The organism is Amaricoccus macauensis, from assembly GCF_014201905.1.
In the GTDB taxonomy this organism is placed as follows: domain Bacteria; phylum Pseudomonadota; class Alphaproteobacteria; order Rhodobacterales; family Rhodobacteraceae; genus Amaricoccus; species Amaricoccus macauensis.
Window position 1 is genome coordinate 602,286 of record NZ_JACHFM010000003.1, and the last position, 22,200, is coordinate 624,485.

Sequence of the window (22,200 nt, forward strand, 5' to 3'; positions counted from 1 at the left end):
CAGGAATATTCTCCCTCGATGACCCTGCGCATCGCCGATACCTTCACCGCCGCCCTCGACCGTCTGACGGCCCCGGAAAAGGCCGCGGCGAAGCAGGGCCGCCTTCGATCTTCAGGTCGATCCCAGCGCCCCCGGCCTCCAGCTGCACCGGGTCGACCGCTCGCGCGACAAGGAGTTCTGGACCGCCCGCGTCACTCGCGACCTCCGTATCGTGCTGCACAAGCGGGGAGGGTATACGCTGCTCACCTGGGTCGGCCACCACGACGCCGCCTACGCCTGGGCCGAGCGCCGTCGCCTGGAGACCCATCCGACGACCGGGGCGGCGCAGCTCGTGGAAGTCCGTGAAAGGGTCGAGGAAATCGCGATCCCCGTGGCCGTCCCGGCCTCGAAGCCTGCTCTCTTCTCCCGTACGCCCGAGGCGACACTGCTCCTCTGCGGCGTCCCCGCCGACTGGCCCTCCGACGTCCGCGCCGCCACCGAGGACACGCTTCTCGATCTCGACGGCTACCTCCCCGACGAGGCGCGTCGCACCCGCGTGAGCGCAGACCGCCGCGACGCCCTCTGGACGATCTTCGCCAGAACCCGCGATGGGCTCGCCGCCCGGGGCCTCCAGACCTGCGCTGAGGCGCTGCACGACACTGCAGCCGCCCTCGCGGCCGAGGCGAATAGGCCCTTCGATCACATCCTCGTCGACGAGGCACAGGACCTCACCCTCGCCGAGCTTCGCTTCCTGAAATCCGCCGTGTCCCGCGAAATCAACGGCTTGTTCTTCGCGGGCGACATTGGCCAACGCGTCTTCCGCCCGGCCTTCGCCTGGTCCGCCGAAGGCGTCGAGATCCGCGGCCGCTCCCGCTCGCTCAAGGTGAACTACCGCACCTCGCGCCAGATCCGCCGACGAGCCGACCTGCTCCTTCCGCCGCGCCTCGTCGAGCTTGAGGGTACCGAGGAGGACCGCACCGGGGTCCAGTCGGTCTTCGACGGTCCGGCGCCGGAGATTCGCGCGTTCCCGAGCGAAGCGGCCGGGACCGCCTTCGTCGCCGACTGGATCACCCGCGCCGTCGCCGACGGCATCCGCCCGGAGAGATCGCGGTCCTCGTCCGCTCTCCCGCCGAGTTCCCCCGCGCCGAACCCGCGATCGCCGCAGCCGGCCTCGAAACAGGGAAAATATTCCTCACCACCATGCACGCCGCCAAAGGCCTCGAATTCCGTGCCACAGCCACCATCTGTTGCGACAGGGAAATCCTTCCCGCGGCCCGAAGCCTCATGGAGGCAGCCGACGAGACCGCGCTGGCGGAAGCTTTCGCCGTCGAACGACACCTATTGTATGTCGCCACGACACGAGCGCGCGAACGGTTGCTCGTGTCGGGAAAGTCGCCGATATCGGACTTCCTTCAGGACTTGGTAGAGATCTGATTGTGCGATCTGCCCTCCAAGGGGAGCGCACCGAAGGCTGTTTGGAAATCGACGTATACCCTGCACGCCCAGCGTCGATATCACCCTGTCTCACTGCGATGCATTCAAGCGCAAAAGATACGGCGGGCTGGTTGGCGGGTAAGGGTCTAGGAACGCGAATTATCTGTTAACAATCAATGTGTAATGGCGGAGAGACAGGGATTCGAACCCTGGGTGGGGTCACCCCCACAACGGTTTTCGAGACCGCCCCGTTCGACCGCTCCGGCATCTCTCCACTGGCGCGTAGCCATATGCAAGCGGCGGGGCCGGCGCAAGAGGAGATGCGTCCTCGGATGTGACGGATTTGAGTTGCGCCTGCGACAGTTGCAACAAATGGGACGCGGCGCTGGCAAGCGGCTGAAACGCGGGGCCCCTACGCGTCGTCGACCGACGCAGCGGGAGGGATGGGGAATGGCAGGGCTTGGATCTCTCGTGGCTCGGCGGCGCGCGGCGGCGGTCGCGGCGTCGGCGGCCGGGCGCCCGGTGTCCGAGCCAGTGTCCCGGCCAATGCCCGAGCTGGTGCCCGGGCCTGAGCGGTCCGTGGTCGTCGCCGTGCACGATTCCGCCAGCGATGGCGGCCAGTGGCGCGGGCTTGCGGGCCATCTCGCACCGCACTTCGACCTCAATGCGCCCGATCTGCCAGGGTACGGTCATGTCGCGTGCCGTGGCGCTGCGGCGGGGCCGCGCGGCGTGCCGGCCGATGCGCGGACGCTCCTCGGGCTCATCCGTCGGATCGGGCAACCGGTCCATCTGGTCGGGCACGGCTACGGCGCGGCGGTGGTGCTTCGGGCGGCGCTGGAGCGGCCGGGCGTGGTGCTGAGCCTCACGCTCGTCAGCCCCGCAGCCTACCACCTGCTGCGCGGCGAGGGGCCGGCGGAACGTCGGCTCTTCGGGGGTGTCATGGACGTCGTCGCGTCGATGGCGGTGGCAGCGGCGGGCGGGGATCGCACCGGCGCTGTCGCACGCTTCGTCGATCTCTGGCAGGGCCCGGGCGCCTGGGCGCGGAGCCGGGCAGGGGGGCGGACGCGCCTGGTCGGCGAACTCGACCGGGTGCTCGACGATCTCGCGTCGCTCGCGTCCGAACGGGGCCGCCTCACGGAGCTTGCCGGCATCGGCTGTCCGGCGCTGGCGATCGTCGGGCTCGAGGCGCCGGCCGCCACGGTCCGGGTGGCGGAGCTCGTGGCCGAGGCGCTTCCCTCGGGCGTGCTGCGCCGTTTGCCGCGGGTCGGGCACATGGCGCCGCTCACCGATCCGCACCTGGTCGGTCCGATGATCGCCGCGCACCTGCTCGCAGCCGAGCGGGGGCGGCTGTCCGCTGCCGCCTGAGTCAGATCAGCCGGTAGCGCACCATCTCGGCGCGCGTTGGCGTGCCGCGCAGCCGCAGCCGCGGTGCCGTTGATGCGACGGGTGCTGCGGTCTCGCAGGCCACCTCGGATTTCTGCAATCGCCGCCTGCGCCACTCGCGCTGATACTCCGCGCGGCAGGACTTGCAGTAGGCGGCATGCTCTGTCGAGGCTGGTCGCTCCCGGCACCGGCTGCAGGTCTTCAGATCACTCACGTGTCACTCCACACAAGGCTCGTCCGGGCAGGGCCGGTCATTGCGTCTCTGCACTTCGGGGGATGCGGACCTACCGCGCGGAACCGGCTTCGATTGCCGTGCCGCGGGTCGAATCACATGCTCCCCTGCGCACCATCATATATCGGCGGATTTCCGCCGCCAGTCTTGCAATGCCCGGACATTTACTTGCGAGCGCCAGACATCGAGCTTTTGTGATGGGTGGGGGGTGATTCGATTGACCAGGAGTGGGAGGTCGGTATGTACTTGGTACCCGTCGCCTGGTTCGCGCACGTGGTCAACCTCCGCGGAGCGGATGCTCCTGACGTGCGCGCCGGTCTCGCCGCCTCGGGCTTGTCGCTCTCCGTCATTGCTGAGGGAGAGGAGCAGATTGCAGCCCGGCGCTTCGCCCGGTTCATCGAGGGGGCTGCCCGCGCGACTGGTGAGGAGTTCTATGGTCTCGACCTCGGCCTCGGCTACGACCTGCGCGCGTCGGGGCTCGTGGCCTACATGAGCATCGCCTGTGCAACCGTCCGGGACGGCTTGCAGAACGCCTGCCGCTTCGGCGCGATCAGCGACACCTCGGCCGACTACGACCTGATCGTGTCCGAGAGCGAGGCGTTCTTCCGCATCGAGACGCACTCGCCGCAGATGCGCATCAGCCGCCATGCAACCGAGTTCAAGGTCGCGATCGCCGTCAAGGCCTGCCAGACTTGGGTCGGCCCGGCGCTTCGGCCGCAGAAGGTCCGGCTCGCGGTTCCGCGCGGGGAGGCGGGTGGTGCGGCGTGCCGCTTCGGCTGTCCGGCGCACTACGGCGCGGAGGCGACCGGGCTCGTCTTCAGTCTCGAACAGCTCGACCTCGCGCCCAACAGCTCCGATCCGTACCTCCTAGACTTGCTCGAGCGCGTAGCCGCGGACTGTTACGCGAGGCGCGGACCATGGCGAGGCGGCACCCGCAGCCGCGTGGAGCGGATGGTGCTCGACGCGCTCCCGAAGGGCGTGCCCACCGCGCGCCAGATGGCCGAGGCGATCGGCGTCAGCGAGCGGACCCTCGCGCGCAAGCTTTCCGCCGAGGGCACGAGCTTCAGCCAGGTGCTCGACGAGATCCGCCGCTACATGGCCATGAGCTACCTCGACGACCCGGCGTTCTCGCTGGCGCAGATCGCCTTCCTGCTCGGCTACGCTGACCAGAGCGCGTTCTCGAACGCCTTCCGCCGCTGGACAGGCCAGTCGCCGAGCCGCTTCCGTGCCGAAGGCGCCGATGGCGAGTGAAGCGCGCGCCTTCTGGATCGAGGCGGCGGGGCAGGGGGTGCTCCAGCCCGCCGCGCTGGAGCCCGGTGGCGACGATGTGGTCGTTGCCACCCGCATCTCCGGGATCAGCCGGGGCACCGAGGCGCTGGTCTTCCGCGGCGAGGTACCGGCGTCCGAGTGGCACCGCATGCGCGCACCGCTGCAGGAAGGCGCCTTTCCGTTTCCGGTGAAATACGGCTACGCCGCGGTCGGCGAGGTCGTCGCCGGGCCGGTGGAGCTGGTCGGAAGCGCCGTCTTCGTGCTGCACCCGCATCAGGACCGCTTCGCGGCCCCCGCCGCCATGGCGATCCCGTTGCCCGCCGGCCTGCCGCTCCGCCGCGCCGCACTCGCGGCCAACGCCGAGACCGCGCTCAACATCGTCTGGGACGCAGGCATCGGCCCGGGTGACCGGGTGGCGGTGGTGGGGGCGGGCGTCGTCGGCGCCCTCGTCGGCTGGATCGCCGCGGGCATCCCCGGCACCGCGGTGACGCTCGTCGATCTGAACCCGGCCCGCGCCGGGCTCGCCGCGGCGCTCGGCTGCGGCTTCGCCACACCGGAGACGGCGCCGGCCGACTGCGACGTGGTGATCCACGCCAGCGCTACCGCGTCCGGCCTCGCCACCGCGATCGGCCTCGCCGGGCAGGAGGCAACCGTGGTCGAAGCGAGCTGGTACGGCGATCGCCCGGTCAGCGTCAGCCTCGGCGGCGCCTTCCACAGCCGCCGCCTCCGCCTCGTCGCGAGCCAGGTCGGTGAGATCGCGCCCTCACGCCGGCCGCGCTGGAGCCACCGCCGCAGGCTGGAGGCGGCGCTGACGCTCCTCGCCGACCCGGCGCTCGACGCGCTTCTGAGCGGCGAGACCGCCTTTGCCGACCTGCCGGAGCGGTACGGGGAAATCCTCGCTGATCCCGATACCCTCTGCCATCTGGTGCGTTACGACTGACCGACAGGGGAGAGTGACCATGTACGCCGTCGAGGTCCGCGATCACGTGATGATCGCCCACAGTCTGCCGGGCGAGGTCTTCGGCCCGGCGCAACGCCTGCACGGCGCGACCTTCGTGGTCGACGCCGCGTTCTTCGCCGAGGCGCTCGACGAGAACGGCATCGTCGTCGACATCGGCCGCGCCACCGAGGCGCTGGCCGCCGCGCTTGAGCCGCTGCGCTATCGCAACCTCGACGACCTGCCCGAGTTCGCCGGCCGGGCCTCGACCACGGAAGTCCTCGCCCGCCACGTCTTCGACGCGCTCGCTGGCCCCGCGCGCTCCGGCGCGCTCGGCAATCCCGGCGGGCTCCGGCGCCTGCGCATCACGCTGCACGAAAGCCACGCCGCGCGCGGCTGGTACGAGGCGGACCTGTGACGCCAGCGGCGCGCGCCGTCACCTTTCTCGTTCCGGGCGATCTCGACGCGCCGACCGGCGGATACGGCTATGACCGCCGGCTGATCGCCGGACTGCGGGACCTCGGCTGGACGGTCACGGTGCTGCGGCCGCCCGGCGACTGGCCCAGTCCCGATGCCGCCGCGCGCGCCGCAACGCGGGCGCTGCTCGCGGCGTTACCCGACAGCGCGCTCGTCCTGGCCGATGGCCTCGCGTTCGGCGCGATGCCGGGTGAGGCAGCGGCCGAGGCCCGGCGCCTCCGCTTCGTCGCGCTCGTCCACCACCCGCTCGGCGACGAGAGCGGCCTTGCTGCGCCTGATCGCGAAAGGCTTCTCGCCTCGGAGCGTGAAGCCCTTCGGGCCGCCGGACCAGTGGTCTGCACCAGCCCCGCCACCGCACGCCGGCTCGCCAGCGGCTTCGACGTCGCGCCCGAGCGGCTGGTGACTGCCCCGCCCGGCACCGATCCCGGGCCGCGCGCGGCGGGAGACGGTGATCCGCCGCGCCTCCTCGCCATCGGCTCGCTCATCCCGCGCAAGCGCCATGACGTGCTGGTCGATGCGCTCGCCCGTCTCGCCGACCGGCGGTGGACGGCGCGCATCGTGGGCTCGGCCATGTTCGACCCGGCCTGCGCCGCCGATCTCGCCGCCCGCATCGCCGCCGCCGGTCTCGGGGAGCGCGTCGCGCTCTGCGGTGCCGTCACCGACACCCGGGCCGAACTCGCGGCCGCCGATGTCTTCGTGCTCGCGAGCGAGTACGAAGGCTACGGCATGGCTTTCGCCGAGGCGCTGTCGCAGGGCGTGCCGGTCATCGCCTGCCGCGCCGGTGCCATCGCCGATCTCGTGCCGGAAGCGGCCGGCGGGCTGGCGCCGCCGGGCGATGCGGCGGGATTTGCCGCGGCCCTCGCGCCGCTGCTCGATGATGCCGCCCGCCGCCGCGCCGCCGCCGAAGCGGCCTTCGCCGCCGGCCAGCGGCTGCCGTCATGGGCCGACACCGCGCGCACCGTCGCCGCCTGCCTCGACCGCGTGGCGCGCCCGTGAGCTTTGATCCCGACTGGCTCGACCTGCGCGCGCCCGCCGACGACGCGGCCCGCGACCCGTGGCTTCTCGCCTCGGCGCGCGCCTGTCTGCTTGGCAGTCCCGATGCGCTGGCGCTCGACCTCGGCGCGGGAACCGGCGCGACCGTGCGCGCCGTCGCCGCGTCGGGTGTCCGCTGGCGCCTGCTCGATCACGACCCGGAGCTTCTCGCCAGAGCCGCCGAGCGGGTGCCGGGTGCGGAGACCGTCGTCGCGGACCTCGCCCGCCTCGACTGCGTCGACCTCTCGGACGTGCGCCTCGTCACTGCCTCCGCCCTGCTCGATCTCGCCGGTGCCGCGTGGCTCGACGCGCTCGCCGATCGCCTCGCGGCGGCTGGGACCGCGCTCTATGCGGCGTTGAGCTACGACGGCCGGCTCGACTGGACCCCGGCCCATCCGGGCGACGCGGCGGTTGCCCTTGCCTTCAACCGCCATCAGCACGGCGACAAGGGCCTCGGCGGACCGGCCCTCGGCCCGGACGCCGCGCGCTATCTCGCGGCGGCGCTCGCCCGGCGCGGCTATCGCGTGCGCCTCGGGCTCAGCCCGTGGCGCCTCGCGCCGGGGCCGCTGCTCGACGCGCTCCTCGACGGCATCGCCGGGGCGGCCACCGAGGCGGGAGCCGACACCAGCGCGTGGCGTCAGGCCCGCGCCGCGACGACCTTCGGCTCCGTCGGACACCTGGACATCTTCGCGTTGCCCGGATTCGCCAGCGCGCAGTCAAAGACCACGTCGGTTTCGAGCCCGTAGACCCGCGTCTCGGGCCGGAGTGCATCGCGGAGCCGCGCCACCGGCGCCGTGCGCAGCCCTGACGGCCCGTCACCGATGATGAGCGGCGCCACCGCCACGTGCAGGCGGTGCAGGAGCCCCGCATCAAGGAACCGCTGGATCGTCACGCACCCGCCCTCGATCAGTACCCGCCCGAACCCGAGATCGGCCAGCGCGCCCGCGATGTCCTCGGGCGCGATCCATCCGCACTCGGCCGGCGTCAGGCGAACCACCTCGACGCCCGGCGCCCGTGGCCGGTCGCTGGCCTGGATCACCACCCGCCGCACGCTCGCGTCCGTCAGCGCCTTCGCGCTGTCCGGCAATCGCCCGCGTGGATCAATGATCACGCGCGCCGGGCTCGGGCCGGGCACCAGCCGCACGGTCAGCCGCGGATCGTCCTGCAACGCGGTCTTGACGCCCACCACCACCGCGTCGGCCAGCGCGCGGCACCGGTGCAGATGCTTCAGCCCCTCCGGCCCCGACACGTCCGTCGCATCGCCCGATGGCGTCGCGATCCGACCGTCGAGCGACTGCCCGACCTGCGCGAAGAGGTGCGCGCCGGGATGCCCCGTGGCGAGGGGCGCATAGAGCTCCCACGCCGCGCGCTCCGCCTCGCTCCACTCCTGTGATGGCCCGGCCGCCGCATCGTCGTTGCGGCGCGCGAGCAGCGCCGCCCAGACCGCGTCCGTCACGTCCGCTCGCTGCATCGTATTTCCCTCGCCGTTTCGGCTTGCCGGAACCCGTTGGTACGCTTCACGTAGCCTGCGCCGGGGGCGAGACCACTCGCGCAGGGAGCCTACCCGAAAAAATCGCCCGTGGAATGTTCCACTTCGGTCGCGCTCGTCAGATGCCGGCGTACCAGTCGTAGCCCACGGTATCTTCCCAGAAACCACCCCGGCCGCCCCGCACCGCGCCGAGCAACGCCACCGCCTCGATGCGCATCACGAACTTCGCGTGCTTGTAGCCGAGCTGCCGCTCCACCCGGAGCCGCAGCGGCGCCCCATGCCCGAGCGGCAGCTCGCCGCCGTTCATCCCGTAGGCGAGGATGGTCTGCGGGTGAAACGCATCCACCAGGTCGATGCTCTCGTAATACGCCATGCCGTCGAAGTCGTCGGCACAGTGCAGCACGATGTAGCGCGCCGAAGGCTTCAGCCGCGCGGCCGCGAGCACCGCCCCGAGCGGCACGCCGGTCCACTGGCCGATGGCGCTCCAGCCCTCGACGCAGTCATGCCGGGTGATCTGCGTCCGCGCCGGCATCGCCTTCAGCTCCGCCAGCCCGAGCCGCTGCGGCGCCTCCACAAGCCCGCCCACCTCGAGCCGCCAGTCCGCGAAACCCGTCTCCGCGTGGCGCTGCCACTCCGGCGACGCCGGGCGGGTGTTGCCGTTGGTGCGGAAGGTGGGCGATATCTCCGACGGCGCGAATTCCCGGGCCAGCGCGTCCGAACCGATCAGCCGGTGCACCCGGTAGGAGAGCCACTCGCCACTGCCGAGCACCATGTCGCGGAAACTCGGGCTGGCCCCGAGCGCATCGCAGCCCCCGAGCAGCAACCCCGGGGCCGCAAGCGCCGCGCCCCGCAACAGCGCCCGCCGGCTCACCCGGCTCATCGCCGCGCCTCCGGCAACCGGTAGCGCCCCGTCACCATGGAGCGCACCCCGTTCAATGGCCCGGCGAGCAGCACCATCACGAGATGCACCACCACGAACGCCACGATGAGCCACGCCGCGATGAAATGCACCGAGCGCGCGGTCTGCCGCCCGCCAAAGAGATCGACGATCAGGGGCGCCGTCGCGTCCATCGACGGCGACATGGCGAGCCCCGACAGCACCATCCCGGGCAGCAGGACCACCAGCACCGCGAGATAGGCAAGCTTCTGCAAGGTGTTGTAGCGCCGCGCCGCCTCGCCCTTCGCAAGGTCGAGCCGGGCGTGCGCCTTCACCTCGCCCCAGAGATGCCCCGGTGCCAGCTCGCGCCCCTTGGGCCGCAGGTCGCGCCAGAGATGGCCGTTGACGAGGCTCGCCACCGCATAGGCCGCGAGGCCGCCCGCAAACAGCCATGCAAAGCTCAGATGCCAGCGCCGGGCGAGTGCCAGGTCATAGGCTGACGGGATCGTCGCCCAGCCGGGGAAGGCGATCGCCCAGAGCCGGCCGTCCCGCGTGCTCACCCCGAGAACCCCCGTGGTGTCGAACTCGGCGCCCCCGACCCTGAGATAGCCCTCCGCCCCGGTCGCGCCGATCTCGAGCCACGCCGGATCGGAGTTGGCGCCATAGCTGCCCCAGTAGAGCCGGGGATGCGCGTTGAAGATCATCAGCCCGCTCATCAGCATGATGACGAGGACCCCCGCGTTCACCCAGTGCCAGAGCCGCGTCGAGACGCGGTGCCGCCGGATGGTCCGGCCAGACGGGTCGGGAGACGCGTCCGCCATGGCTACTGGCTGCCGGCGTCGCGCATCGCGTCGCCGAGCTCCCGCCCGGGACTTGCGCGGCACGCGGCCTGCACCGCCATCACCAGATCATCGTTCGCCACGACCTCGGCATCCTCGCCTTCGCCCGACAGCATGGTCTCCGAGGCGTCCATCCCGCCCTCGCCGGCCTCCGCCATCGAACCGGCGATCTGCATCTGCGAGTCCTTGTCCAGGCCGTTGAACTCGGCGCACGACATGTCGGCAAGCGCGGCACCCGGCGCGAGACAGGCGAGCGCCACGAGGGCGGCGTGAAGGCGGGTCATCCGTCGATCCCTCTCTCGCGGGCGCCCGACCGGCACGCGGGCTCCCTGATACTCCTGATACTGCTGTCGCGCGCGCCCGTGTCGCTGCACGATACGGTGATCAGCCGGGCTCGCCGTGCCGCACCAGCGAGGCGAGCCGCGCCAGCTCCTCGTCGTGGATCCCGAGCGCCGTGAGCCCCTCGACCGTCGACATCAGATAGTCGAGGTTGCGCCCGCTCGACCCTTCGGCCCGGCCGATCACCGCGGCCTGCTCCTCCAGCGTCAGCCCGCCGATGTACTGCACATGGCCGCGGTCCACCACGTAGGCCAGCGCCTCGATCTCGATCCCGTCCTCGAGCGTCACCGGCAGGCGCCGCTCCTCATAGGCCGACGAGACCAGCTCGCGCTCCCGCAGATAGGCAAGGACCGCCTCGGCGTGCTCCGCCGTGACCCGGAACGCCAGCCCCTCGCAAACCGCCTCCGCCGATTCGTCAAGGGCGAGAACGAGGCCCGGTGCCTCCGGCGTGCCGCGATAGTGAATCGAGGTCATGCAGAAGCCGCGGCGCCAGCCGGAAAGTCGTGCCAGATGCCGCTCCACGAAGTCAAAACCCGGACGCCAGATCAGCGAGCCGTATCCGAAGACCCAGAGATCACCCGTCGCCATCATGCCGTCCTTCGAGACTCGCGAACCATTTCCCCTCGCATCGGTGCCGAGGCTCGGGTAACTGGCGGAAAGGGGGTAGGGCATGCGCGTAATCTTGGCAATCACTGCCGTCGCCATCGTGGCCGCACTGGCGTGGAGCGGCTTCTGGTACTGGCAGGTATCGCTGCGGGAGCAGGCGATCGACGGCTGGCTTGCCGAGCGGCGAGCCGACGGCTGGGTCGCGGAGGCCAGGGGCGTGGAGATGGCGGGCTTCCCGAGCCGCGTCGACACGTTCGTCACCGGCCTGAACCTCGCCGACCCGGACGCCGGCTGGGCATGGAAGGCAGACGAACTGCAACTCCTCTCGCTCACCTACAAGCCACACCACATCATCGCGACGCTGCCCGGAGAACAGGTGTTCTCCACGCCCTACGACACCATCCGCCTGCACGCCGACGCCCTGCGCGGCTCGGTGCTGTTCCGCCCGACGCCCCGGCTCGAACTCGACCACATGACCTTCGAGATCGGCGACATGCAGATCACCGGCGACGCCGGCTGGTCGGCGCAGATCGGCAAGGGGCTCCTCGCCACGCGACAGTCCGCCGGCAAGGACGTCCCGCCGTTCGCCCACGATCTCGCGATTCAGGTCTCGAGCCTCACCCTGCCGCCCGAACTCATGCGGACGCTGCGCGCCGGCAAGGTGCTTCCGGCCGAGATCGGCTCCATGTCGCTCGATGCGATGCTGGACTTCGACCAGCCATGGGACCGGGCCTCGGTGGAGGCGGGCCTGCCGACCCTCGAAGGCGTCAACGTGCGCGACCTGCACCTCTCGTGGGGCCGGCTCGACCTGCGCGGCAAGGGGGATCTCGACGTCGATGCGAAGGGCTTCGCCGAGGGCCGGCTCGACTTCACCGCCACCAACTGGCGCGACATGATCGACGTGGCCCAACAGAGCGGAGTCATCGGGTCCACCATGGCCGACACCCTGCGCGTCGGCCTCGGCCTTCTCGCCCAGATGGCCGGCAAGCCCGACGCCATCGACATCCCCCTCGAATTCGCCGCCGGCCAGACCCGCCTCGGCCCCATCCCCCTCGGCCCCGCCCCGAGATTGGCGACGCGGTAGGGGCGCGGCAGGGGGCTGACGAATGCCGCCCGGATTGGCAGGCGATAGCATTCTGGGTAGTGTCAGATAATATTATTAACTAAAATCAACTTGATAGACACCCAGCGCAACTTGCGCGTCGGGCCGTCAAATGAGATCGGGGGGGCCTCCCCTCAAGGGCCCCCCCGATCCGCTGCGTGCGGGTACTACGGACCCCCATCCGCTCGGGTCCGGCGCGCGGGACGAGTCCCCCGGCGGACCCACCAAACGCCGGTGGGACCCGATCGACCGCGCCTTGCCAGACCCTCGCCGACCCGCACGACCCCTCCAGGGTCTTGTTGGACCCCAAGGTGCATCCGATGCGATTTCGTGGAGGACGATGGGTTCAGGGGGCGTTTCTGCCGCGGCCATCGACTGCTCCGACCATTGCCGGAAACGGCGCCTCCCGTCAAACGGGAAGCGCCTAGACTTCAAGGTAATGAAGGCGTTGCCGCGCCTCAGTAGCGGTAGTGGTCGGTCTTGAACGGCCCCTCGGGCGCGACGCCGATGTAGGACGCCTGCTCCGGCGAGAGCTCGGTCAGCTTCACGCCGATCTTCGCGAGATGGAGGCGCGCCACCTTCTCGTCGAGGTGCTTCGGCAGGGTATAGACCTTGTTCTCGTAGGCATCGCCCCGGGTCCAGAGCTCGATCTGTGCGAGCGTCTGGTTCGAGAACGACGCCGACATCACGAACGACGGATGCCCGGTGGCGTTGCCGAGGTTCAGGAGCCGGCCCTGAGACAGCAGGATGATCCGCTTCCCGTCCGGGAAGCCGATCATGTCGACCTGATCCTTGATGTTCGTCCACTTCAGGTTCTTCAGCTGCGCGACCTGAATCTCGTTGTCGAAGTGGCCGATGTTGCCGACGATCGCCATGTCCTTCATCGCCCGCATGTGGTCGATGGTGATGACGTCCTTGTTGCCGGTCGCGGTGATGAAGATGTCCGCCCGCGGCGCCACGTCGTCCATGGTAACGACCTCGAAGCCGTCCATCGCCGCCTGCAGCGCGCAGATCGGGTCGACCTCGGTCACCATGACCCGCGCGCCCGCACCGCGCAGCGACGCCGCCGAGCCCTTGCCCACGTCGCCGTAGCCGAGCACGACCGCGGTCTTGCCGGCCATCATGGTGTCGGTGCCGCGCCGGATGCCGTCGACGAGGCTTTCCTTGCAGCCGTACTTGTTGTCGAACTTCGACTTCGTGACGCTGTCGTTCACGTTGATCGCCGGGAACGGCAGGTGGCCCGCCTCCATCAGGTGATAGAGCCGGTGCACGCCGGTCGTCGTCTCCTCCGAGACGCCCTTGAGCGCATTGCGCTGCTGCACGAACCAGCCCGGCGTTGCCGCCATCCGCTTGCGGATCTGGGCGAAGAAGTACTCCGCTTCCTCCGAGTCCGGGTTCTCGATGAGATCCGTCTCGCCTTCCTCGACCCGCGCGCCGGTCAGGATGTACATCGTGGCATCGCCGCCGTCGTCGAGGATCAGGTTCGCGCCGCCGTCGAAGTCGAAGATGCGGTCGGTGTAGGTCCAGTACTCTTCGAGCGTCTCGCCCTTCACCGCGAAGACCGGAACGCCGGTCGCCGCGATCGCCGCCGCCGCGTGGTCCTGCGTCGAGAAGATGTTGCACGACGCCCAGCGGACGTCGGCGCCGAGGGCGGTCAGCGTCTCGATGAGGACCGCGGTCTGGATCGTCATGTGCAGCGAGCCGGCGATCCGCGCGCCCTTCAGCGGCTGCGACGGGCCGTATTCCGCCCGGATCGCCATGAGGCCCGGCATCTCGGTCTCGGCGATGTCGAGCTCCTTGCGCCCGAAATCGGCGAGGTTGATGTCCCTGACGACGTAGTCCCTGCTCATGACAGCCTGGTCTTCGCTCATGGTCCGGGGGTGCTCCGATAAGATCAATGTCGGGGCGCGGCTTACCAAGAACGTGGTTGCTCCACAACCACGGGTGCAGCTAGACCGCCGGGATGCCCGATCGAGAGGCTGTTCCGGGAGGCGCTGCATGGCAGGAACCGAGCACACGGTCACGCTGGAGGCCGATGGCCCGGCGCGCTCGGGGCGCGCCGTGGTCTTCGCCGCCGACGGCGCCTACCTGCGATATGCCGCCTTCGCCGCCGCGCAGCTCGCGCGCCTCATCCCGGCGCGGGACTTCGACATCTGTCTCTGCGGGCCGGAGATGCCCGAGGCGGTTCCGGGTCTCGACGGGCTCGGACTGCGCCGCTGCCGGGTGACGACGGGGGACATGTTCGATCGTCTGGGTCTCGATCCGCGCCGGAGTGCCGCCTCCTACCTGCGCTATGCCCTGCCAGAGGCGTTTGCGGCCGAGTACGGCCGGCTCCTCTATCTCGACGCAGATGTCTTCATTCAGGGCGGCGACTTCGGCGCGCTCCTCTCGGTGGACCTCGGGGCGCATCCCCTCGGGGCGGTGCGCGACAACATGCAATGGCGCACACCCCGGCGGCGTACGCCGTCCTATGAGCGTCTGGGGCTGCCCTGGGCCTCGGTCTTCAACAGCGGCATGATGCTGATCGATGTCAGCACGTGGCGCGAGCGCGACGTTCTCGGCCGGATGCTCGCCTTCGGCGCGGCACATGATCCCGCCCGTGTGGGTCTCGACCAGGATCTGGTGAACGCTGTGGTGCGCGGTGGCTGGGCCGAGCTCTCGCCGGTCTGGAACTGGCAGTACACCTGGGCCTCGCGGCTCTTCGAGGCGCTGGCCGATGCCCATGTGGTGCATTTCATCGGCCCGCGGAAGCCGTGGAGTCATGACGGCGGCGAGTTGCCGCTGCGTTTCCGGCGGGCCTACCGCGACTTCTTCGCGGCGAATTTTCCGGAAGAGCCGGTGGGACCGGACGGAGTGGCGCCGCTGGCGAACCGGCGGTTCGTCGGCAGGATGCTGGTGAAGCACCTGCTCTCGCTCGGCAAGCTCGGGGCCTATCTTGACCGCTTTCCCGACGATCTGACGGTGCTGGCGTGAGGGGCGGCGGACCCGGCGTCGGGGGGCATCGAGCCCCCCTCCGCCGTCGCCGGCTGACGCCGGCTCTGGCGCCCGGTTGCCGGGGTCGGCACGGGGCCGGTGGTTCGGGACGCGGACATTGCCGCGATTCGGGGCGCGCGGATGCGCGCAGGATCTTCTTTGCTGGTTTTCCGCCCGTTGGCGGAAAACGACTGCTCTCCAGGTTTCAAGGCCGTATGAAGACCTGCAGGGCAGGGTGGGGGCGAAATGGCTGAGCGTGCGTGGCAGCGGATGCTCTCCGGGCGGCGGCTCGATCTGCTTGATCCGTCGCCGTTCGATGTCGAGATCGAGGACATCGCCCACGGACTCGCGTTCGTCGCACGCTGGAACGGTCAGACCCGGGGTGAGCATCCGTATTCGGTGGCGGAGCACTCGCTGCTGGTGGAGGACCTCTACGGGCGGATCGTGCCGAAGCCGGAGCCGAAGTGGCGGCTGGCGGCGCTGCTCCACGACGCGCCGGAGTACGTGATCGGCGACATGATCTCGCCGGTGAAGGCCGCTGTCGGGCCGGGGTATGCGTTGCTCGACGCGCGCCTGACACGGGCGGTGCATATCCGTTTCGGCCTGCCGGCGGATCTGCCCAAGGGGGTGAAGGTGCAGATCAAGCGGGCCGACAAGGTGTCGGCGTGGCTCGAGGCGACGCAGATCGCCGGCTTCTCGCCCTCGGAGGCCAATCGCTTCTTCGGAGCGCCGCGCCTCGACGAGGCGGGGAGCCTCGTGCTGCGGCCGCGGCCGCCCATGGCGGTGAAGGCGGCGTTTCTCGCGCGGCACGCCGAGCTGATGGCGGCGTGCTGAGGCCGCGCGCAAAGCGTTGGGCGATATGGCTTGACGGACGGGCGAGGCTACCCCACGTAACCGGCAAATCCGGGGTCGCGTTCGCGGCGCCCAAGGAGGAGAGCTGATCGCATGGACCTGAAAGCCCCGACGCCCGCCGAGAGCCTTGTCAAGGACGGAACCGAGGCGACCTTCATGGCCGATGTGGTCGAGGCCTCGGTCGAGGTTCCGGTCATCGTCGATTTCTGGGCGCCCTGGTGCGGTCCCTGCAAGACCCTCGGGCCGGCGCTCGAGAAGGCGGTGGCCGATGCCAAGGGCAAGGTCCGGATGGTCAAGATCGACGTCGACCAGAACCAGCGCCTTGCGGCGCAGATGCGGGTACAGTCGATCCCGGCGGTCTTCGCCTTCGTGGGCGGCCAGCCGGTCGATGGTTTCATGGGGGCGCAGACCCCGGCCCAGATCAAGGCGTTCGTCGATCGGCTGATCGACATGTCCGGCGGCAACGCGGGGCTCGAGGAAGCGATCGCTGCCGCCGAGGAGATGCTGGCCGAAGGGGCGGCGGCGGATGCGGCGCAGACGTTCGCTGCGGTGCTGCAGGAGGATGAGGGCAATCTTGCCGCGATCGGCGGACTTGCCCGCTCGCATCTTGCGCTCGGTGAGATCGAGCAGGCGAAGGGCGTTCTCGGGATGACCCCCGCCGGCAAGGAGGGCGACCCGGCGATCGCCGCGGCGCGGGCACAGATCGACCTTGCCGAGGCGAGTGCCGGTGCCTCCGGCGAGACGGCCGATCTCGAGGCGCGGGTGGCTGCCGATCCCACGGATCTGCAGGCGCGCTATGATCTTGCGATGGCCCGTGTCGGGGCCGGGGATCAGGCCGGTGCGATCGACGATCTGCTCGAGCTGTTCCGCCGGGATCGCGAGTGGGACGAAGGAGCGGCGAAGACGCAGCTTCTCAAGCTCTTCGACAGCCTCGGGCCGAAGAGTGAGGTGGGCCAGAAGGGCCGACGGCGGCTGAGCTCGATGATCTTCGCCTGACAGTCTGCGGGGAGACGCCGCGTGGTCATTCGCAAGTACGGTCTGGCCGACCTGCCGGAGAGCATTCCGGTGTTTCCCTTGCCGGGTGCGCTCCTGCTTCCGCGGGCCCGGCTGCCACTCAACATCTTCGAACCCCGTTATCTCGCGATGCTCGAGGACACGCTCAAGACGCCGCATCGGCTGATCGGGATGATCCAGCCTGTTCTGCTTCCCGGCGACCGTGGCGAGCGGCACGAGACCGAGCGGGTGGAGACTGCCCGGCTGCATCGGATCGGCTGCGCCGGGCGGGTGACGGCGTTTCAGGAAACCGAGGACGGGCGGTATCTCATCACCCTCTCTGGCGTGGCGCGCTTCCGGCTCGGCCCGATCGAGCAGGGCTTCACGCCCTACCTGCGGGCACAGGTCGACTGGGTGAGCTTCGAGCGTGACCTCGGGCGGGCAGAGATGGATCCCGGCTTTGATCGGGACGGTTTTCTCGACGTTCTGGGGCGGTTCTTCGAGGCGGCGCAGCTGTCCTCGGACTGGGAGAGCCTGAAGGAGGCGGACGCGGAACTCCTGATCAATTCGCTCTCGATCCTCTGCCCGTTCGACCCCGAGGAGCGCCAGGCGCTGCTCGAGGCGCCGACGCTCGCGAACCGGCGAGAGACGCTGACAGCGCTCATGGAATTCGCGCTGCGCTCCGGCGGTGACGACGGGGTGCTGCAGTGAGCGACGCGCCGCCAGCGCCGCCGGCCGGCGCGGCGGCCGACAGGCGGATGCTCGAGGTGCTGGTCTGTCCGGTGACGCGCGGGGCACTGGTCTACGATGCGGTGCGTCAGGAACTCGTGTCGCGCAACGCTGGCCTCGCCTTTCCGATCAGGAATGGCGTTCCGGTGATGCTGCTCGACGAGGCTCGGCGGCTCGACTGACCGCCGCTCAGGTCTCGCGGCGCGGGACGACCATGCGCGAGACGAGGCGCTGGGCGATCTCGTCATTCTGGTTCAGGGTTTCGCTCAGCAGCACGATCTGGCCACGATCGGGGCGCGACCGGGAGGGGATCACATCCTGCACCGTCGAGACGACGCGCAGGCGGTCGCCGGGGCGGGTGGGGCGCGGCCAGCTGATTTCGGCGCCCGCGCCGATCAACCCGCCGGCGATAGGCAGGCTTCCGACCAGCAGGCGCATGGTGAAAGCGGCGGTGTGCCAGCCGCTGGCGGCGAGGCCCTGGAAGAACGTGCCTTCCGCCGCCGCCGGGTCGGTGTGGAACGGCTGCGGGTCGAACTCGCTCGCGAAGGCGATGATGGCGTCGGCGTCGAGCTGGCGCTCGGGGCTTTCGAAGCGGCGGCCCACTGTCAGGTCCTCGAGATAAAGCAGTCCGGTCATCGGCGATTTTCCTTTGCGCCGGTCTCGGCCGAGCTCGCCATAAGCCAGCAGGCGAGCGCCCAGCCCGCGCCGGCCGTCCAGCCGGCGAGGACATCGGTCGGCCAGTGAACGCCGAGATAGACCCGACTGATGCCGATCGCGACGACGAGGGCGATGGCGAGGGCGATGACATAGGTGCGCAGGGCCGCGGTTGGCTGCAACCGGGCGAGCATGACCGCGAGGGTCAGATAGGTGACGGCACTCATCATCGAGTGGCCCGAGGGAAAGCTCGTGGTGTAGGTGGTCATGCCGTGCGGTACGAGGTCGGGGCGCGGCCGGTCGAAGCCAAGCTTCGCGAGCGAAGAGAGCACCTGCCCGCTGCCGACCGAGGCGAGAACCACCCACATCGAGCGGTGGTGGCCCTGAAGCCAGAGGTACCCGGCGACCGCAAGGGTGATCGCAGTGAGAATGCCGATCCCGCCGAGTGCGGTCACGTCTCGTGCCAGTTCCTCAAGCCAGGGGGGGCCGAGCGGATCGGCCGGGTCGACCGGGTTTCTGAGCGCGAGAAGCAAGGTCTTGTCGAAGACATGGGTCTCGCCTTCCATCACTTCTTCGGCGATGGAGATGAAGATCCAGAGGCAGCCGGCAACGGCGCCAAGCACGATCAGGGTGCGGAGTTCGATCCGCTCGACGAACCAGCGCCAGCCATCCGTGGCCCAGCGCGCCGGCCTCACCGGTTGTCCCCCAACACGAAGACCCGGGAGGGGTGGAGCGCGCCTCCACGCCAGATTCCGACCGCGAGCGGGACGCCGTCGCGGCTTGCCCATGCCGTCTCGCCGTCGGCGAGGCCCGCGCCGGGAAGGGCCATGGCGTTGCCGTTCAGGATGCGTACGGCGAGGGCGGGCGGGCAGCAGAGTTCGGGCACTCCGGCGAGGGCGGATTCGAGCGGCAGGATCCGCTCCGCGAGATCGGGGGCGGTCAGGTCTTCCCAGCTCACGGCGCCGTCGAGGTTGAAGGGGCCGGTCGCGAGGCGACGAAGCGCCACGACGTGACCGTGGCAACCGAGGCGGGCGCCGAGATCGCGCGCGATGCTGCGCACGTAGCCGCCCTTGCCGCAGCTCATCTCGAAGGTGGCGCTGTCGGCGTCGGGCATGTCTGTGAGCGCGAGCCGGCCGACGTGGAGCGGCCGGGGCGCGAGCTCAAGGATTTCGCCGGCGCGGGCCAGCGCGTAGGCGCGTTCACCATCGACCTTCACCGCGGAGATCTGAGGCGGCACCTGCAGGATGTCGCCGGTGAATTCCGGGAGCGCTGCTACGATCGCCGCGCGGTCGGGGCGCAGGTCGGATGTGGCGAGCGGCGCGCCCTCGGCGTCGTCGGTGGCGGTCGACATGCCCCAGCGCACGGTGAAGCGGTAGGACTTGTGCGCGTCGGCAATGAAAGGAACGGTCTTCGTCGCTTCGCCGAAGGCGAGCGCGAGCAGGCCCGTGGCGCCCGGGTCGAGGGTGCCCGCGTGGCCGGCCTTCTCGGCGTCGAGCGTGCGCTTGGCGCGGGCGACGGCGTGAGCGGAGGTGACGCCCGTGGGCTTGTCGAGAATGAGCCAGCCGTGAACCGGCCGGCCGCGACGCTTTCTCGCCATCTTTGGATCAGTCCTCGAGATCGCGTCGGACGTCCGGCGAGCTCAATACCTCGCGGGTCCGGTCCATCTGGTCGAAGCGGGTATCCGCCTGAAAGGTAAGCTCGGGCGAAAAGCGCAGGTCGATCCGGTCGGTGACCAGCCGGCGCAGCTCGGTGCGGTTGCGGGCGAGGGCGCGCACCACAACGTCAGTGTTGACGCCGCCGAGCGGCAGCACGAACGCGGTGGCGTGGCGCAGGTCGGGCGCGACCTTCACCTCGGAGACGGTCACGGAGACGTGGGCGAGGTCGGAATCGTGAAGCTCGCCGCGCTGGAGGATCTCCGACAGCGCACGCCTGATCACCTCGCCGACGCGAAGCTGGCGCTGGCCCGGCGCGCCGCCGGAGGTGATGGGTCTTGTCTTTGCCATCCCGGTCACATCCTATCGGCGCCGCTTGAAGTCAAGGGTGGGCGGAATGACTGAGGGGAACAGCATCGGCATCGCGGTGGTGGGTGTCGCCGGGCGCATGGGGCAGATGCTCGCGCAGGCGGTGCTCGAAACACCGGGGACGCATCTCTCCGGCGCCGCGGTGCTGGCGGGGCACCCCTGGGTTGGCCGTGACCTCGGTGAGGCGATGGGCGGGCCGGCGCTCGGCGTCATCGTCGAGGACGATCCGCTCGAGGTTTTCGCCCGGAGCCAGGCGGTTCTCGATTTCACCACGCCTGCGGCCACGGTCGATTTCTCGGTGCTGGCGGCGCAGGCGCGTCTCGTCCACGTGATCGGCACGACCGGACTGGAGCGGGAGGATCTCGAGAAGATCGCGGCGGCGGGCCGGCATGCGGTCGTCGTGCGTGCCGGCAACATGAGCGTGGGCGTGAACCTGCTGACGGTGATGACCCGCCGGATCGCGGCGGTGCTCGGCCCCGAGTACGACATCGAGGTCGTGGAGATGCATCACCGCGCCAAGGTTGACGCACCCTCCGGGACCGCGCTCATGCTCGGCGAGGCGGCCGCGGCCGGGCGGCGGGTAAACCTCGCGGATGTGACCGAGGCCGGGCGCCACGGCATCACCGGGGCGCGGGCGGAGGGAGCCATCGGCTTCGCCAGCCTGCGCGGCGGCGACGTGGTGGGCGAGCACGAGGTGATCTTTGCCGGGCCGGGCGAGCGGGTGGTGATCGGCCATATCGCCACCGACCGGATGCTCTTCGCCCGGGGGGCGGTGCGGGCGGCCATCTGGGGACAGGATCGCCCGCCGGGACAATACACGATGATCGACGTGCTGGGCCTGCGCGATCCTGCGGCGGAGGTACCCGACCGGTGAGCACGGAAATGATGCAGGCAATGGTGGTGGCCGCGCCGGGCGCGCCGCTCACGGCCGTGCAGACGCGGGTTCCGGTGCCGGGGCCGGGCGAGGTTCTGGTGCGGGTGCGGGCCTGTGGTCTCAACTTCGCCGACACGCTGCTGGTGGCGGGCAAGTATCAGGTCCGTCCGGAGATGCCTTTCGCGCCGGGAATGGAGATCGCCGGCGTCGTCGAGCAGGTCGGCGAGGGTGTCACGCGCCTGCCACTCGGAGCCAGGGTCGCGGCCTATGCGGGCTACGGCGGGCTGGCGGAGTGGGCGGTGGTGCCGGCCGACCGCTGCGCCGTGGTGCCCGAGGGGATGCCTGACACGGTCGCGGCCGGGTTTCTCATCGCCTATGGCACGAGCCACATCGCGCTCGGCTGGGTCGCGAAGCTCCGGCCCGGCGAGACGCTGCTGGTCCTCGGGGCCTCCGGCGGCGTCGGATTGACGGCGGTGGAGCTCGGGGCGCGCATGGGCGCGCGCGTCATCGCGGTGGCGCGCGGTCCCGAACGGCAGGCGATCGCCGAGCGGGCCGGCGCCTCGGTGCTCCTCGATGCGAGTGCGGACATCCGCGCGGAGGTGAAGGCGCTTGGCGGTGCCGACGTGGTCTATGATCCGGTCGGGGGCGAGCTCGCCGAGGCGGCGCTGCGCGCGACGCGCCCCCGGGCGCGCATCCTGCCGATCGGTTTCGCGAGCGGCGGCGTGCCGCAGTATCCGGCGAACCTGCTGCTCGTGAAGGATCTGAGCGTGCTCGGGGTCCACTTCGGCGCCTGGGCAGATCACTCGCCCGAGGCGGTCAGGGGCTGCTTCGAAACGCTCTTTGCGTGGTGGCGTCTCGGGCGTCTCGCGCCCCACGTGAGCAACGTCCTGCCTCTCGCCGAGGCCGAGGCGGGGCTCGACCTTCTCCGCCGCCGGCAGGCGACGGGCAAGGTGGTGGTCGAGATCGCGGGGTAGGACCGCCGGGTAGGACCCGGCATACGCGCGCGGAGCAGCCGCATGCTCCGCGTTAACGGTCGGGCGAGAAGGCGCGTTCCCGTGGCGCCGGCGAGGCTCTACCTTCAGATCCGGGGCGCTTCGCCGTTAACCAGA

The 22,200-nt window shown here is 70.3% G+C and carries 26 protein-coding genes, 1 tRNA gene and 1 pseudogene; 16 read left to right on the forward strand and 12 right to left on the reverse strand.

Translation table 11 applies throughout. From position 1 onward, the window contains the following. Positions 1-535 precede the first annotated feature (535 nt). Positions 536-742, forward strand: a pseudogene (locus HNP73_RS24110) (hypothetical protein); the annotation flags it as partial. A 437-nt stretch (positions 743-1,179) separates the two neighbouring features. After that, positions 1,180-1,413 carry a 3'-5' exonuclease gene (locus HNP73_RS24115; RefSeq protein WP_425486644.1) on the forward strand — a complete coding sequence of 78 codons (234 nt, stop codon included), beginning with the start codon at positions 1,180-1,182 and terminating at the stop codon, positions 1,411-1,413. Positions 1,414-1,597: 184 nt separating this feature from the next. Here HNP73_RS24115 and HNP73_RS16655 read toward each other — a convergent pair. Further along, positions 1,598-1,687: transfer RNA gene (locus HNP73_RS16655), tRNA-Ser, on the reverse strand. 176 nt (positions 1,688-1,863) lie between these two features. Here HNP73_RS16655 and HNP73_RS16660 point away from each other — a divergent pair. Continuing rightward, positions 1,864-2,778 carry an alpha/beta fold hydrolase gene (locus HNP73_RS16660; protein ID WP_184152187.1) on the forward strand — a complete coding sequence of 305 codons (915 nt, stop codon included), beginning with the start codon at positions 1,864-1,866 and terminating at the stop codon, positions 2,776-2,778. A 1-nt stretch (position 2,779) separates the two neighbouring features. Here the strand turns inward: HNP73_RS16660 and HNP73_RS16665 are convergent, their stop codons facing one another. Next, positions 2,780-3,010 (reverse strand): hypothetical protein, encoded by a 231-nt coding sequence (locus HNP73_RS16665; RefSeq protein WP_184152190.1) that lies wholly within the window; start codon positions 3,008-3,010, stop codon positions 2,780-2,782. Between the two features lie 258 nt (positions 3,011-3,268). Between HNP73_RS16665 and HNP73_RS16670 the strand changes: the two genes are divergently transcribed. Genes HNP73_RS16670 through HNP73_RS16690 form a run of 5 tightly spaced genes read left to right on the forward strand, consistent with a single transcriptional unit; the run spans position 3,269 to position 7,489 of the window. Beyond that, on the forward strand, positions 3,269-4,279 hold the full coding sequence (locus HNP73_RS16670) for an AraC family transcriptional regulator (protein ID WP_184152193.1): 1,011 nt from the start codon (positions 3,269-3,271) through the stop codon (positions 4,277-4,279). Next, the gene (locus HNP73_RS16675; RefSeq protein ID WP_184152196.1) at positions 4,269-5,237 is read left to right on the forward strand and encodes a zinc-dependent alcohol dehydrogenase; all 969 of its coding nucleotides are present in this window, start codon (positions 4,269-4,271) and stop codon (positions 5,235-5,237) included. The genes HNP73_RS16670 and HNP73_RS16675 overlap by 11 nt, the downstream gene beginning before the upstream one ends. A 19-nt stretch (positions 5,238-5,256) precedes the next feature. Beyond that, positions 5,257-5,652: a 6-pyruvoyl trahydropterin synthase family protein gene (locus tag HNP73_RS16680; RefSeq protein ID WP_184152199.1), complete on the forward strand. Its 396-nt coding sequence runs from the start codon at positions 5,257-5,259 to the stop codon at positions 5,650-5,652. Beyond that, entirely contained in the window at positions 5,649-6,707 is a 1,059-nt protein-coding gene (locus HNP73_RS16685) for a glycosyltransferase (protein WP_184152201.1), read from the forward strand. Before HNP73_RS16680 ends, HNP73_RS16685 begins: the two co-directional genes overlap by 4 nt. Beyond that, positions 6,704-7,489 (forward strand): class I SAM-dependent methyltransferase, encoded by a 786-nt coding sequence (locus tag HNP73_RS16690; RefSeq protein ID WP_343063354.1) that lies wholly within the window; start codon positions 6,704-6,706, stop codon positions 7,487-7,489. Before HNP73_RS16685 ends, HNP73_RS16690 begins: the two co-directional genes overlap by 4 nt. Here HNP73_RS16690 and HNP73_RS16695 read toward each other — a convergent pair. The 5 genes from HNP73_RS16695 to HNP73_RS16715 all read right to left on the reverse strand — a co-directional run bounded on the left by HNP73_RS16695 (position 7,381) and on the right by HNP73_RS16715 (position 10,875). Next, entirely contained in the window at positions 7,381-8,214 is an 834-nt protein-coding gene (locus HNP73_RS16695) for a RibD family protein (protein WP_184152207.1), read from the reverse strand. The two genes, HNP73_RS16690 and HNP73_RS16695, sit on opposite strands and share 109 nt — an antisense overlap. A gap of 136 nt (positions 8,215-8,350) precedes the next feature. Continuing rightward, the gene (locus HNP73_RS16700) at positions 8,351-9,112 is read right to left on the reverse strand and encodes a molybdopterin-dependent oxidoreductase (protein WP_184152210.1); all 762 of its coding nucleotides are present in this window, start codon (positions 9,110-9,112) and stop codon (positions 8,351-8,353) included. After that, positions 9,109-9,930: a cytochrome b/b6 domain-containing protein gene (locus HNP73_RS16705; RefSeq protein ID WP_184152213.1), complete on the reverse strand. Its 822-nt coding sequence runs from the start codon at positions 9,928-9,930 to the stop codon at positions 9,109-9,111. The genes HNP73_RS16700 and HNP73_RS16705 overlap by 4 nt, the downstream gene beginning before the upstream one ends. Before the next feature lie 2 nt (positions 9,931-9,932). Then, positions 9,933-10,232 carry a hypothetical protein gene (locus HNP73_RS16710; protein WP_184152216.1) on the reverse strand — a complete coding sequence of 100 codons (300 nt, stop codon included), beginning with the start codon at positions 10,230-10,232 and terminating at the stop codon, positions 9,933-9,935. 100 nt (positions 10,233-10,332) lie between these two features. Beyond that, on the reverse strand, positions 10,333-10,875 hold the full coding sequence (locus tag HNP73_RS16715; protein WP_184152677.1) for a gamma-glutamylcyclotransferase: 543 nt from the start codon (positions 10,873-10,875) through the stop codon (positions 10,333-10,335). Between the two features lie 82 nt (positions 10,876-10,957). Between HNP73_RS16715 and HNP73_RS16720 the strand changes: the two genes are divergently transcribed. Next, on the forward strand, positions 10,958-11,977 hold the full coding sequence (locus HNP73_RS16720) for a DUF2125 domain-containing protein (RefSeq protein ID WP_184152219.1): 1,020 nt from the start codon (positions 10,958-10,960) through the stop codon (positions 11,975-11,977). A gap of 476 nt (positions 11,978-12,453) precedes the next feature. Here the strand turns inward: HNP73_RS16720 and ahcY are convergent, their stop codons facing one another. Then, complete coding sequence (ahcY, locus tag HNP73_RS16725) at positions 12,454-13,845, reverse strand: adenosylhomocysteinase (protein ID WP_184152680.1); 1,392 nt, start codon at positions 13,843-13,845, stop codon at positions 12,454-12,456. A 148-nt stretch (positions 13,846-13,993) separates the two neighbouring features. Here ahcY and HNP73_RS16730 point away from each other — a divergent pair, with 148 nt between their 5' ends. The 5 genes from HNP73_RS16730 to HNP73_RS16750 all read left to right on the forward strand — a co-directional run bounded on the left by HNP73_RS16730 (position 13,994) and on the right by HNP73_RS16750 (position 17,724). Then, positions 13,994-14,968, forward strand: a complete 975-nt coding sequence (locus HNP73_RS16730) for a glycosyltransferase family 8 protein (protein ID WP_184152222.1) — start codon at positions 13,994-13,996, stop codon at positions 14,966-14,968. A gap of 246 nt (positions 14,969-15,214) precedes the next feature. Further along, positions 15,215-15,802 carry an HD domain-containing protein gene (locus HNP73_RS16735; protein ID WP_184152225.1) on the forward strand — a complete coding sequence of 196 codons (588 nt, stop codon included), beginning with the start codon at positions 15,215-15,217 and terminating at the stop codon, positions 15,800-15,802. Positions 15,803-15,913: 111 nt separating this feature from the next. Then, a complete protein-coding gene (gene trxA / locus HNP73_RS16740) occupies positions 15,914-16,816 on the forward strand; it encodes a thioredoxin (RefSeq protein ID WP_184152228.1) in 903 nt (300 codons plus the stop codon). 21 nt (positions 16,817-16,837) lie between these two features. Next, complete coding sequence (locus tag HNP73_RS16745) at positions 16,838-17,524, forward strand: LON peptidase substrate-binding domain-containing protein (protein ID WP_184152231.1); 687 nt, start codon at positions 16,838-16,840, stop codon at positions 17,522-17,524. A 47-nt stretch (positions 17,525-17,571) separates the two neighbouring features. Next, entirely contained in the window at positions 17,572-17,724 is a 153-nt protein-coding gene (locus tag HNP73_RS16750) for a Trm112 family protein (RefSeq protein ID WP_184152683.1), read from the forward strand. A 7-nt stretch (positions 17,725-17,731) separates the two neighbouring features. Here the strand turns inward: HNP73_RS16750 and HNP73_RS16755 are convergent, their stop codons facing one another. The 4 genes from HNP73_RS16755 to rbfA are packed head-to-tail and all read right to left on the reverse strand — an operon-like array spanning position 17,732 to position 20,199. Then, the gene (locus HNP73_RS16755; RefSeq protein WP_184152234.1) at positions 17,732-18,178 is read right to left on the reverse strand and encodes a MaoC family dehydratase; all 447 of its coding nucleotides are present in this window, start codon (positions 18,176-18,178) and stop codon (positions 17,732-17,734) included. After that, complete coding sequence (locus HNP73_RS16760; protein ID WP_425486642.1) at positions 18,175-18,891, reverse strand: phosphatase PAP2 family protein; 717 nt, start codon at positions 18,889-18,891, stop codon at positions 18,175-18,177. The genes HNP73_RS16755 and HNP73_RS16760 overlap by 4 nt, the downstream gene beginning before the upstream one ends. Beyond that, the gene (gene truB, locus HNP73_RS16765; RefSeq protein WP_184152237.1) at positions 18,888-19,793 is read right to left on the reverse strand and encodes a tRNA pseudouridine(55) synthase TruB; all 906 of its coding nucleotides are present in this window, start codon (positions 19,791-19,793) and stop codon (positions 18,888-18,890) included. Before truB ends, HNP73_RS16760 begins: the two co-directional genes overlap by 4 nt. 7 nt (positions 19,794-19,800) lie before the next feature. Further along, positions 19,801-20,199, reverse strand: coding sequence for a 30S ribosome-binding factor RbfA (gene rbfA / locus HNP73_RS16770; RefSeq protein ID WP_184152240.1), 399 nt, complete (start codon positions 20,197-20,199; stop codon positions 19,801-19,803). Positions 20,200-20,245: 46 nt separating this feature from the next. On the opposite strand from rbfA, the gene dapB reads away from it, so the two are divergent. Together dapB and HNP73_RS16780 are read left to right on the forward strand one after the other, a co-directional pair. Beyond that, positions 20,246-21,091 carry a 4-hydroxy-tetrahydrodipicolinate reductase gene (gene dapB / locus HNP73_RS16775; protein ID WP_184152242.1) on the forward strand — a complete coding sequence of 282 codons (846 nt, stop codon included), beginning with the start codon at positions 20,246-20,248 and terminating at the stop codon, positions 21,089-21,091. Positions 21,092-21,102: 11 nt separating this feature from the next. Then, the gene (locus HNP73_RS16780; protein ID WP_184152689.1) at positions 21,103-22,065 is read left to right on the forward strand and encodes an NADPH:quinone oxidoreductase family protein; all 963 of its coding nucleotides are present in this window, start codon (positions 21,103-21,105) and stop codon (positions 22,063-22,065) included. The last annotated feature ends 135 nt before the right edge of the window (positions 22,066-22,200 follow it).